Origin of the sequence: Micromonospora haikouensis (assembly GCF_000876225.1) — a bacterium.
Taxonomy (GTDB): Bacteria; Actinomycetota; Actinomycetes; order Mycobacteriales; family Micromonosporaceae; genus Micromonospora; species Micromonospora haikouensis.
Map to the genome: position 1 here is coordinate 3,618,137 of NZ_JXSX01000001.1, position 13,243 is coordinate 3,631,379.

A 13,243-nucleotide genomic window follows, 5' to 3' on the forward strand; every position below is an offset into this window, starting at 1 on the left:
CGGCCGGTCGGCCGGCCCGGTCGGTCGTTCACGGTCGGGACACCCCGGGCGGGGTGGCGGGGGCCGGCTCCGGGCCCCAGGTCCAGGCGACGACGTAGCGCCGGGGCGGCAGGTCCTCGGGGTTGTCGACCTCCCGGTAGCCGACCCGGTAGCCGCGTCCGGCGACCTCGACGGTCAGCACGGCGTCGGCGGCCTCGCGCACCTGGAACATGCGCGGCTTGCCGTCCAGCCCTGTGCCCTCCGCCTTGCCGACGGCCTCCTTCGCCGCCCAGAACCGGGTGAACCACAGCCGGCGTGCGGCGGCGTCCCCGCCGGCCAGCGACGCCAGCAGCGCCGCCTCGCCGTCGGTGAGGGCGAAGCCGAACGTGCTGTCCGGGTGGTCGGTGACCTCGGCGACGTCGATGCCGACGCCCGGCGTCGCGGCCGGCGAACCGGCGGGACGCAACCGGGCGATCGCCACCCCGATCTCGGCGCAGTGCGCCAGCGATACGTCGCAGTCGTCGAGGCCGCGGCCGGGCCGACCGCGCACCCACGGCCGCCCGTCGGGGTCGTTGCCGACGGTCAGCTCGATCGGGTAGATGTCGGTGTGGCCCTGCTCCCACAGCCGGGACCGCACCGCGTCCTTGGCCGCGATCCGGCCGAGCATCCACTGCTTGCGGGTCTTGGCCGGGTGCCGCTCGTACTCGGCGTAGGCCGCGCCGCCGAGGATGCCCCGGGCCGCCATGCCCCGGGTGACCAGGTCGGTCCAGCAGTCGAAGGCCATCGTCCAGCCCTCCGGCTGGAAGTGCGACATCGGGTACCGCTCGGGGAAGCGCTCCGCGACGCGGGCCTGCGGGTGGCTGTCGAACCGGCGGTCGACGGCCCCCTCGATCTGCGCCCACACCCGCCCCTGGTAGCTGAGCTGGGTGTCGGCGACGAGCTTGCCGTCGTCGATGGACTGCACCCGGGCGACGCAGACGAACGCCCGGCCGGCCGGCGGGGGCGGCCCGAAGAACCGCACCCGGCCCAGCCCCACCGGCAGGGCCACCGTCCGGAACGGCTGGGTGGTGATCAGCCAGTTGCCGATGAGCTGCAACGCGTTGTCCAGCAGCGCGCCGGGCGGCACCGGGGCGGTGACGATGCCCCGCACGTGCATGTCGCCGAGCGCGTGGACCTCGGTCACGCCCTGGAACTGCGGCCCGTGGAACATCAGCCGCTCCGCGTACATCTCGGCGGCGCCGAGGGTGGGCGGGCGCTCGGTGGCCGGGTCGTGCGTCCAGACCTCCGGCGGTGCCGGGTACGCGGTGCCGACCTCGATCGTGGCCCGGGCGTAGCCGGCGAAGACGACCGAGTACAGGTTCGGTCCGGCGGCCTTCACCACGATCTCGACGTCCGTGGCCGGCTCGGCGATCAGCCACTTGTTGAACTTGGCGTCGTGCACCTGGACCACCCGGGTGCCGGGCAGCAGCTGCTCCACCGCGTCCATCATGTGCGCGACCAGGGCGGTCGCGGGCACCACCGGCCACCGGTCCTCCGGGTCCGGCCAGTCGTCCGGCTGCACGAAGAAGCAGTGGTCCAGCAGGTACGGCATGGTCTCCAGGGAGACCCGCAGGGTGATCCGGCCGATCTCGCCGGGATTGACGCCGGGGCGCACGACCGGGGTGGGGGGCGTGCGGGGCGCGACCGGGGCCGTGCTGCGGGGCGCGGCCGGCGCGACGGTGGGTCGCGGCGGCTGGGACCGGACCGGTCCGCCGGCCGGCGCCGGGCGGGCCGGGGCCAGGGTGCCGCCGGTCGCGGCCAGCACGCTGGCCGCGCTCTGCGCGGTGTCCTGGAGCAGGGCCGCGAGCTCGGCCGCCGCGCTGGACTGCCCGGCGAGCCGGCTCACCGCGGTCACCGCGGCGCTGGCCTCCTTCGACAGCGCGGCGCCGGCCTGCTGCGCGGCGCTGGCCTGGGGTACGACCGGCTGCGGTGCCGCCGGGGCGGCGGCGCGGGCGGGCGTGGCCGCCGGTGCGCCGCTGCCTGTTGCGGGACGGGCGACCGGTGCCGCCGGGGTGCCGGTGCCGGTGGCGCGGGCCGGCGCGGCGACCGGGGCGGCCGGCATGCCGTTGCCGGCGGCCGGGCGTGGGCCCGTGCCGTTGCCCAGCGCCGGCCGGGCGGCGGACGCCCCGTTGCCGGCGGGCCGCACCGGTGCCGGCGCGGCGGTCGCGCCCGGCATGGCGTCCAGCCCGAGCAGGCCGGCCGCGTCCGCGCCGAGGCGGACCAGGGGACCGCCGAGGTCGAGCTTCATCCGGGGACCACGCCGACCGGTGGTGCTGCTGGCGGGCTTCGCCGGGGCGGTGCTCGCCGGGGCGGCCGGCGCGGGACGCGCCGGGGTCGTCAGGGCCCGCAGGTCCGGGGCGGCCCCCTCCACCCACAGTGCGGTGGCGACGCGGCGGAGCTGGTTCAGCCCGGTGCGGTGCGCCGTGTTCACCGGCATCGCGAGGTGGTCGCGCCCGCGCAGGTTGTCGCCGATCAGCGAGGCGAGCTGCCCCGCGCCGACCTGGAGGAAGACCCGGAACCCGTCGGCGTACATGGCCTCGACGGTCTGCCGGAACCAGACCGGCTCCATCATGTGCCGGACGAAGATGTGGTTGACCTGGTCCTCGTCGGGCGGGAACGGCGCGTGCAGGGTCGCCGACCACACCGGCATCCGGGTCGGGTGCACCTGCCACCGGCCCAGCGCCGCGCCGATCGAGGTCAGCCCCTCGGCGAACGCGGGGGTGTGGAACGCCGAGCGGAACGGCAGCTTCTGGCACAGGATGTTGCGGCCCCGCAGCGCCTCCACCAGGCGGTCCACCTGGGTCTCCGGCCCGTTCACCACCGACTGGGCCGGTGCGTTGTCGTGCGAGAGCACCACCCCCGGGAAGTCACCGAGCAGCGGGGTGACCCGGTCGGCGCCCGCGCCGACGGCCGCGAAGACGTACCCGGAGACCTCCACCGAGTCGGCGTTGAACAGCTCCAGGAACTCGTCCATCGCGGCGGTGCTGATCTGGCCGCTGACGGCGGCGGCGGTCCACTCGCCGATGCTGTGCCCGGCGACCGCGTCCGGGCGCACGTTGATGCGCTCCAGCGCCTCGTTGAACAGCTTGCCGACCTCGATCAGGCCGGCGCCGTGCCGGCCCAGGTCGGCGGCGGACCACTCCCGGTCGGGGAGCCCGAAGTGGGCGGCCAGGTCGGTGGTGCGCGGCGAGAACTCCGCCTCCAGGCCGGGGAAGACGAACGCGAGCTTGCCCGCCCCGTCGGCCAGCAGCGGCTGCGGGCTGAACCAGATGTCCCGCCCGCCCCGCCACGCCTGCCCCCGGGCCACCGTCTTGCGGGCCACGGCGAGCAGCTTGTCGGTGGGGTTGACGATGCCGAGGCGGGCCCGCCCCGGCGCGTCGCCGCCCGAGCGTGCGGCCAGGTCGGCGCCGAGGCGGCGTACCGTCTCGTCGTCGCGGTCCAGCAGCTCGGCGAGCCCGGCCGGGCTCGACGCGGCCAGCCACAGCACCTGGTCGGCCTCGTCGACGGTGACCGCCCCGGTGCCGGCGGCCGGCGCGGTGAACCCGACGAGCGGCTCGCCGGCCGACGCGGGCGCCTGCTCGATGACCAGGTGGGCGTTGATCCCGCCGAAGCCGAACGCGTTGACCCCGGCCCGGCGCGGCCCGTCGCTCTCCCAGGGCTGCGCGGTGGCGATCGGGGCGAACCGGGTCGCCGCCATCTCCGCCCGGGGGGACTCGCAGTGCAGGGTGGGCGGCAGCACGCCCCGGTACACCGCCATCGCGGCCTTGATCAGGCCGGCGACGCCGGCGGCCGGCATGGTGTGCCCGATCATCGACTTGACCGACCCGATGACCGGGCGGGGGCCGCCGGCGTACGGGCCGAACACCTGGGCCACGGTGGTCAGCTCGGCGGCGTCCCCGGTCGGGGTGCCGGTGCCGTGCGCCTCCAGCAGCCCCAGCGCGTCCGGGGCGGTCGGGTCGAGCCCGGCGGCCTCCCAGGCCCGCCTGATGGCCAGCACCTGCCCGGAGACCGCCGGGTTGAACATGCTGGCGGACTTGCCGTCGCTGGAGACCCCGCTGCCCCGGATCACCGCGTAGATCCGGTCGCCGTCGCGGACCGCGTCGGCGTACCGCTTGAGCACCACCACGCCGGTGCCCTCGCCGATCAGCAGCCCGTCGGCGGCGGCGTCGAACGGCCGGATCTCGCCCTGCCGCGACAACGCCCGGAGCTGGTTGAACACCGACCAGAAGCTGATGTCGTGCACGTGGTGCACGCCGCCGGCGAGCACCGCGTCGAGCCGGCCGTTGAGCAGCTCCGTGATGCCCTGGTCCACGGCGATCAGCGAGGAGGCGCAGGCCGCGTCGATGGTGTACGCGGGGCCGCGCAGGTTGAGCCGGTTGGCCACCCGGGAGGCGGCCAGGTTCGGCACCAGGCCGATGGTCCCCTCCGGCTGGTACGGCCCGAGCCGCTCGTCGAACTTCTTGCGCAGCAGCTCCAGCCGGGCCGGGTCGACGTCCGGGATCAGCTCCCGCAGGATCCCGATGACCTGGCTGGACATCCGCACCCGCTGGGCGTAGCGGGCCTGGGCGGGGCTGAGGATGCCGCCCCGGCCCAGGATGACGCCGACGCGCTCGCCGTCGGGCAGCTTGTCGGTGCCGCCCGCGTCGTCGATCGCGGCGGCGGCCACCTCCAGCGTGATGAGCTGGTCCGGCTCGATGTCGCCGATGGAGGCGGGCATCACCCCGAACCGCAGCGGCTCGAACGTGGCGAACTCGTCGACGAAGCCGCCGCGCTTGCAGTACATCCGGTCCGGCCGGTGTGCCTGCTCCGGGTCGTAGAACTCCTCGTCCCACCGGTGCGGCGGCACGTCGGTGATCGCGTCGACCCCGTTGATCAGGTTGCGCCAGTAGCTCTCCAGGTCACCGGCGGAGGGCATCAGGGCGGCCATCCCGACGATCGCGATCTGGCCGGGCGCGGGTGCGCCGTTGCTCATCGGTTCCTCCGTCGTGCGGTGTGGGCGGGGGCGTTGCGGGGCATCGGCGCGCTCACCAGCCCGAGGCGGTGTAGACGACCGAGGTGACCGCCGCGTCGGCCCAGGCCAGCTCGCGCAGCAGGGCCAGCGCGCCCTCCTCCGGGTCGATCAGGCCGATGCCGCGCCGGGCGTACTCCCGGCTCAGCTCGGCGGTGACCATGCCGCCGTGGCCGGCACCGGGCGCCCACGGCCCCCAGTGGACGGTCACGGTGCGCACCCCGGTCCGGGCCGCGTAGCGGGTGCCGATCGTGTCCAGGGCGTCGTTGGCCGCCGCGTAGTCGGCCTGCCCCCGGTTGCCGTAGGCGGCGGCGATGCTGCCGAAGAAGACCACGAAGCGCGGCTTGGCGGGCAGCTCGTCCAGGGCGGTCAGCAGCCCCCGCGCCCCGTCGACCTTCGTGTCGAAGACCCGGGTGAACGACGCCGGGTCCTTCTCGGCGATCAGCTTGTCCTCGATGATCCCGGCGGCGTACACCAGGCCGTCGAGGCGGCCGTGCTCGGCGTGGATGCGGCCCAGCAGGTGCCGGGTCGCCGCCGTGTCGCGGACGTCGAGGGTGTGGTAGCGGACCTCGCCGCCGAGCTCGGTCAGCTCGGCGATGGTCGCGTTGACCTCCCGGGCGGCCAGGATGCGCTGGGCGGTGCGGTCGATCTCGGCGGGGTTGCGCAGGCCCTGCCGGGCCAGCGCCGCGACCAGGGCCTGCTTGTCGCCGGCCGCGGCCAGCGCCGGGTCCTCCGGGCCCTCCGGCAGCGGGGTACGGCCGACCAGCTCGATGCGGCACCGGCTGGCCGAGGCGAGCGTCCGGGCGAACCACGGGGTGATGCCCCGCGCCCCGCCGATCAGGACGATCACCGAGTCCGGCTCCAGGCCGATCGCGGCAGCCTCGGCCACCCCGTCGCCGGCCGGGCCGGCTCCGCCGGCGGCCAGCGCGCCCAGCTCCACCGGCACCAGGTCGGCGACGTAGCGGTCGTCGCCCCGGCGGTACACCACCGGCGCGTCGCTGCTGGTGAGCACCTCGTCGAGCAGCTGCCGGGCGAGCACGTCCGCCGCGGCGGCCGGGTCCACCTCGACGAAGCGGGCGGTCAGCTGCGGGTACTCGCGGGCGATGGTGCGGAACAGGCCGGGCATGCCGTCGGCGGCACCGGCGGCGTCGCGGGCCCCGGCGGCCAGCAGCCAGCGCGGGCCGGTCGCGAGCGCCCGCTGCAGCAGCGGGAACACGTCGGGCAGCAGCGGCTCGTCGAGGTTGGTGAGCCCGTCGAGGACGAGCACCCCGTCGAAGCCCTCGCCGGCCTGCTGGCTGTCGAGCACGCCGAGCTGGCCGCTGGCGCCGTACTCGCCGAGCAGCTCCGCCAGGTACGCCGCGATCGCGCCGCCGCCGGTGATCAGGAACCGGGTGCCGGCGAGCACGGTGGCCGGGTCGCCGACCGGCTCGGTGCGGACGCTCTCCTGCGCCACCAGCCGCTTCGGGGCGATCCCGACGCCGACCCCGGCGTCGGCCGGCTCCGGCGCGGCCGGGGCCACGGCGGGGGCGGCCTGGACGGGGGCGGGCGGGGCGGCGATGCTCGCCGTGGCGGTCAGGGTCGCCGTCGCGGTGACCGCGCCGTTGAGCTTCTCGTCGAGCCAGGTGACCATGGCGCGGACGGTGCGGGCCTTGACGAGGTCTTCCAGCTCGGACTCGTCGCCTTCGACGGCGAGTTCGAGGCGTTGGGCGACTTCGCCGGCGACCTCGGCGCGCTTGATGGAGTCGATGGAGAGGTCGGCTTCGAGGTCGAGGTCGAGTTCGATGAGGTCGACGGGGTAGCCGGTGCGCTCGCTGATCACCGTGAGGATGGCGTTCTGGAACTCGGCGAGCGAGGCCCCGGGTGCGGCAGCGGTGGGAGCGGGGGCGGTCGGCAGGGCGACCGGGCCGGTGGTGGACACCGACACGTGGACGCTGCCACCCATCTTCTCGTCGAGCCAGGTGACCATGGCGCGGACGGTGCGGGCCTTGACGAGGTCTTCCAGCTCGGACTCGTCGCCTTCGACGGCGAGTTCGAGGCGTTGGGCGACTTCGCCGGCGACCTCGGCGCGCTTGATGGAGTCGATGGAGAGGTCGGCTTCGAGGTCGAGGTCGAGTTCGATGAGGTCGACGGGGTAGCCGGTGCGCTCGCTGATGACGCTCAGGATCGCCTGCTGGAAGTCGGCCGTGGTGACGCCGACCGGCGTGCCGGCGGGCGGGACGACGACCGGCCCGGCCATCGGCGCTGCGGCGGGCGCCGAGCCCATCTTCTCGTCGAGCCAGGTGACCATGGCGCGGACGGTGCGGGCCTTGACGAGGTCTTCCAGCTCGCTCTCGTCGCCTTCGACGGCGAGTTCGAGGCGTTGGGCGACTTCGCCGGCGACCTCGGCGCGCTTGATGGAGTCGATGGAGAGGTCGGCTTCGAGGTCGAGGTCGAGTTCGATGAGGTCGACGGGGTAGCCGGTGCGCTCGCTGATCACCGCGAGGATGGCGTTCTGGAAGTCGGCGACGCTCGGCCCGGTGGCCACCGGCACCGCGGCCGGCACCGGAGCGGGGGCGGGGGCCGGCGCGGGGATGATGGGCCCGACGGCGGGCGAGACCGGGACGACGGCCGGGGCCACCGGCCGCGCCGGCGCGATGGTCGTGGCCAGGGCCGACCCGCCGTTGGTCGCCAGCGCCACGGCCGGCACGGGGGCCGCGGTGGGCGCGGTCGCCGGGGGCCGCGGGGCGGCGGGCACGGGGGCGGCGGCCGGCGGGGCGACGGCGGGCGCCGCCGACGCCTGCGGCAGCGCGGCCGGCGTGTGGCCCTCGACCCGGTACGCCTCGGAGGGCTGCCAGACGAGCCGGCCGCCGCCGCCCGGGCCGCCGCTGCCGGGGTCGCCGAGGAAGGCGAGCATCACGTCGCGCTGGGAGGCGATCATGTCCCGGGTGGCGCGCAGGTACTCGTTGAGCAGCTCGCCACGGATGTCCTGGCCGCCGGCGTCGGGGCCGGTGCCGGTGGGGGTACCGGTGACGGCACCGTTCGCTGGGGTCATCGACAACTCCTTGATCCGTCGGGGAGGGGTCATGCCACCGGGAAGACAGTTGCCGTGCTGGTCCCGGACGAGCAGCCCGTCGACCGTCCAGATCGGACGACGGGTCGGTGCGGTGGCGGGCGCGTCGGCGGCGACCCGGCCGTGGAAGAGCCAGTCGGGGCGCACCGGCACACCGGCGCAGGCGAGCTCCCCGACCGAGATCAGGAAGCCGCGCAGCCCCTCCTCGGGACCGCGCTCGCAGGCGACCGCCCGGTGCGGCCGGTCGCCGAGCACGGCCTTGACCAGGCGGGTGAGCACCTGGCCGGGGCCCACCTCGACGAACACGCGGGCGCCGGCGGCGTACATCGCCTCGACCTGCTCGACGAAGCGGACCGGGGCGCCGATCTGCTCGGCGAGGTGGTGGCGCACCTGGTCGGCGTCGCCGGAGTAGCGCGCGGCGGTCAGGTTGGACCAGACCGGGATGCGCGGCTCGGCGATCCGGTGGGCGGCGAGCACGTCGGCGAAGGTCTCCACCGCGCCGGCCACCACGGGGCTGTGGAAGGCGCAGGCGACCGAGAGGGCCTTGGCCGACAGCCCGGCCTCCTTGAGCGCGACCACCGCCGACTGCACCTTCGCGGTCGGCCCGGAGACCACCACCTGCGTCGGGGAGTTGCGGTTGGCCAGCACGACCTCGCTGGTCAGCCCGGCGCTGGCGAGGACACCGGCGACGTCGTCGGCGGAGGCGTTGACGGCCGCCATGGTGCCCGGGTCCTCCCCGCAGGCGCCCAGGATCGACGCCGCCCGTTCCCGGCTCAGCGCCATGAGCGTGGGCGCGTCGAAGGCGCCGGCCACGCAGAGCCCGACCAGCTCGCCGTAGCTGTGGCCGGCGGTCATGTCCGGGCGTACGCCGAGGCGGCGCAGCAGGTGGTCGACGGCCAGCCCGCCGATGCCCAGCACGGGCTGGGCGACCCGGGTGTCGCGGACCCGCTCCTCCTGCTCGCGCCGCGACGACTGGTCGAAGGCGGCGGCGGGGAAGAGCAGCTCGGCCGCGTCGCGGTCGAGTTCGAGGTAGTGCCGCAGCTCCGGGAAGGCGACGAAGATCTCCGCGAGGGCGCCGGGGCGCTGGCTGCCCTGCCCGGGGAAGAGGAACGCGACCTGACCGGGCCCGACCGGCTCGACCTCGTCCGGCTGCACCAGGCCCCGCGCCGGGTCGTGCTCGCCGGCCAGCGCCCGGTGCAGCAGCGTCTCCAGCTCGGTCAGGTCCCGGGCGACGATCGCCACCCGGGTGGGGCCGGACCGGCCGGCGGACTTCGCGGCCACCGAGGCGGCCAGCTCGGCGAGGCGTCCCGGGCGGTCCCGCCCGGCGTCGCCGGCGAGGCCGTCGAGCAGCTGCCGGACCGACTGGTGGGCCGCGGCCCGGTCGAGGCCCCGGAAGCAGAACAGCTCCGCCGGCCAGATCCGCCGGCCGTGCCGGGGCTCCGGGGCTCCGGCGTGGGCGCTGAGCACGACGTGGAAGTTGGTGCCGCCGAAGCCGAAGGCGCTCACCCCGGCGATCCGCTCCTCGGCGGGGGCCGGCCAGGGGCGGGCCTCGGTGTAGAAGGCGAACGGGCTCTGCTGCGGGTGCCAGGCCGGGTTGGGGCGCTTCAGGTGGATCGTCGGCGGCCGGACGCCGTGGTACAGCGACAGGGCCGCCTTGATCACGCCGGCCAGCCCGGCGGCGCACTTGGTGTGCCCGATCTGCGACTTCACCGACCCGAGCGCGCAGCCGCCCGGCTCCGCGCCGGCATCGACGAACATCCGGGTCAGGGTCTCCAGCTCGGTGCGGTCGCCGACGACGGTGCCGGTGCCGTGCGCCTCCACCAGGCCGACGTCGCGCGGGGAGACGCCGCTGCGGCGGTACGCGCGGTCCAGCGCCCGGCGCTGACCGTCGGGGCGGGGGGCGGTCAGGCCGAGGGCGCGGCCGTCGCTGGCCCCGCCGAGTCCCTTGATCACGCCGTAGATCCGGTCGCCGTCGCGCTCGGCGTCGGCCAGCCGCTTGAGTACGACGCAGGCCACGCCCTCGCCCAGGGCGATGCCGTCGCCGGTGCTGTCGAAGGGCCGCGACCGGCCGGTCGGGGACAGCGCGTGCGCCGAGGTGAACATCAGGTAGTCGTTGACGCCGTTGTGCAGGTCGGCGCCGCCGCAGATCATCATGTCGCTGTCGCCGCTGACCAGTTCCTTGCAGGCGGCGTCCATGGCGGCCAGCGAGGAGGCGCAGGCGGCGTCGATGGTGTAGTTCGGCCCGCCCAGGTCGAGGCGGTTGGCGACCCGACCGGCGATGACGTTGGCCAGCACGCCGGGGAAGCTGTCCTCGGTGACCGTGGGCAGCAGGTCCTGCATCTCGTCGGGCACCTCGCCGAGGTACGCCGGCAGCATGGTGCGCAGGGTCTGCGCGTGGCCCATGTCGCTGCCGGCCTCCGCGCCGAAGACGACGCCGGTGCGGGAGTGGTCGACCCCGGCGGCGTCGTGCGGGTAGCCGGCGTCGAGCAGGGCCCGGTGCGAGACCTCCAGGGCGAGCAGCTGGGTCGGGTCGATGCTGCCCAGCGCCGTCGGCGGGATGCCGTAGCCGATGGCGTCGAAGGGCACCGGCTCGATGAAGCCGCCCCACTTGGAGACGCTGATCCGGCCGGTCTGGCCCGGCCCGACCTCCGGGGCGTAGTAGAGGTCGGTGTCCCAGCGCTCCGCGGGGACCTCGGTGACCGCGTCGGCGCCGGTGAGCACGGTGCGCCAGAAGCTGTCCAGGTCGGGGGAGCCGGGCAGCATGCAGGCCATCCCGACGATGGCGATGTCCAGCGGCGCGGGGCGCTCCTCGATCTCGGCGGGCGGGGCGAACCGGGCGCGCAGCGCGTCGAGCCGGGCGGCGTGCAGGTCGCGGGCCTCGGTGCTGACGGCGTCGTGCAGGCCCGCCACGGTGGTGGCGGCGTCGCGCAGCACGGCGACCTGCCCGGCCATGAACAGCCCCTCGGCGGCCTGGACGCCCTCGTCCACCGTCTCGATGGTCTCGCCGTTGCGCTTGAGGCCCTTGCTGGCGATCCGCAGCCGGCCGACGTTGAGCAACTCGAGCTGCTCCCACACCTCGCGGTTCTCCGCGCCGGCCTGCTCCAGCTGGGCGCGCAGCGCGTGGAAGTCGTCGACGAACGGGGTGTGCAGGCAGCGCGTGACGTGGCCCGGAGCGGTCTCCAGCAGGGCGGTCCGCTCGGCGGTGAGCGCCTCCCGCTGGAAGAGCGGCTGGACCGCGCCGTGCTCGACCGCCTCGGCGGTGAACAGGTACGCGGTGCCCATGAGCACGCCGATGCGGGCCCCCCGGCGCGCCAGCGGCGCGGCCATCGCGGCGACCATCGCCGCCGAGCGGGCGTCGTGGACGCCACCGGCGAAGAAGACCTGGAGCTGCGCGGCGGCGCCCGGTTCGGCGTCGAGGTACTCCTCGAGCACCAGCAGCTGCGCCTCCCACAGCGGGAAGCTGAACCGGGGGCCGATGTGCCCGCCGCACTCGGCGCCCTCGAAGATGAACTTCCTCGCCCCGGAGCGCAGGAACTGCCGCAGCAGGCCGGGGGAGGGCACGTGCAGGAACGTGCTGATCCCCTGCTCCTCCAGCGCCTTGGCCTGCGGCGGCCGGCCGCCCGCGATGATCGCGAAGCCGGGGCGGATCTCCTGGATGACCGCCAGCTGCGCGGCGCGCAGCTCCTCGGGGGCGAAGCCGAGCACGCCGACCCCCCAGGGCCGGTCGCCGAGCCGCGCGGCGGTCTCGGTGAGCATCCGGCGGCACTGGTCCGCGGAGTTCAGGGCGAGTGCGATGAAGGGCAGGGCGCCGCCGTCGGCGACCGCGGCGGCGAAGCCCGCCTCGTCGCTGACCCGGGTCATCGGGCCCTGGGCTACGGGCACCCGCACGCCGAGCGCCTCGGCCAGCGGGGCGCCGGGCAGCAGCAGCGTGCCCGCCTCGGGGTCGTCGGCGGCGTCGAGCATGATGGCCCGCATGGCCCGCACCGCGCTGGCGGTGTCGGCCCAGCGGTCGGCGAAGACGGCGGCGAGCCAGCCGTCCTGACCGATGGGCAGCAGCTCCGACCGTACGTCGTGCTGGCCGCCCCGGCGCATCCCCCGGGCCCCGTCGGCGAGCACCGTCTCCGAGCCGTCCATGCGCCGGATCGCGGCCTTGACGTCGGCCGGCAGTTCGGACTCGGGCATCAGGGCGAGCTGGGTGTCCAGGACGATGCCGGCGGCCCCGCCGACGAGGCAGGCCCCGGCGGTGCGCGGGCCGATGCCGCCGGCCACCCAGACCGGCAGGTCGACGGTGTCGTCGGCGACGAGCTGCTGGAGCAGGACGAAGGAGCTGAGGTCGCTGACCCGGCCCCCGCCCTCCAGGCCCCGGGCGATCAGCCCGTGCGCCCCGCCCGCCGCGGCGGCGCGGGCCTCCTCCCGGCTCGTGACCTCCACGATCACCCGGTACCTCGGGGTGATCTCGGCCAGGGACCAGGGGCTGTCGGAGGTGACCACCACCAGGTCGACCCGCCCGCGTGCGGCGTGGTCGACCTCGTCCGGTGTGGCCAGGCAGCCGGCCGGCACCCGGACGCCGATCGGCCCGGGGGACCAGGAGGCGGCCTGGGTCAGCGCGCGCAGCGACCAGTCGTCGCCGCCGGCCAGGTCGAGCACGCCCAGCCCGCCACCGGCGCAGGCGGCGGCGGTGATCCGTGGGCCGGGCTCCAGTGCGCCGGCAGGGTTGACAACCATGATCAGGTCGCGCGTGTGCGGTGCAGTACTCATCAGGCTCCCACTTCGGTCGCGAGAAGATCGCGGGGCGACGGGCTGGACCGGCCGGCCGTACCACCGGCGCTCGGGCCCTAATTTGCGGCAGTCAATGTCGCGCTGGGTCATAACGTAGCGTCGCCCAGTTACGGCCCGGTTAAATCTGACCAACCTGATCGGGGAGGTGAAGATTTCCTACTAAGGCGGCGGGATTTGCCGCCGAGGTGGCCAGGCAAAATGGCCGCGAGGTGGGGCGGCGGGGGGTGCGAACGGTGCCGCCCGCCGCAGTGCGGCGATTGTCGAGTTCATTACGAAATTGTTTTACGTGCTCCGAGCATTCCCTGGCTGTGGGTGATTTTAGTCGTTCTGTCTCACGATGTGGAACGGGTCTTGCCAGGGGTTGCGCGCTGCCTCAACGATCCCTGTCA

General features: G+C 75.3%; 2 protein-coding genes. Both read right to left on the reverse strand.

Features of this window, described 5'->3' with window-relative positions; all coding sequences use genetic code 11:
• Window positions 1–28: 28 nt before the first annotated feature.
• Window positions 29–4,990: a type I polyketide synthase gene (locus tag TK50_RS14875; RefSeq protein ID WP_043963277.1), complete on the reverse strand. Its 4,962-nt coding sequence runs from the start codon at window positions 4,988–4,990 to the stop codon at window positions 29–31.
• 52 nt (window positions 4,991–5,042) lie between these two features.
• Window positions 5,043–12,833, reverse strand: coding sequence for a type I polyketide synthase (locus TK50_RS14880; protein ID WP_082106327.1), 7,791 nt, complete (start codon window positions 12,831–12,833; stop codon window positions 5,043–5,045).
• Window positions 12,834–13,243: the final 410 nt, after the last annotated feature.

Bases quoted from the DNA above. Each gene is read 5' to 3' on its own strand.
- TK50_RS14880 (WP_082106327.1), bottom strand. From the start codon at position 12,833: ATGAGTACTGCACCGCACACGCGCGACCTGATCATGGTTGTCAACCCT.
- TK50_RS14875 (WP_043963277.1), bottom strand. From the start codon at position 4,990: ATGAGCAACGGCGCACCCGCGCCCGGCCAGATCGCGATCGTCGGGATG.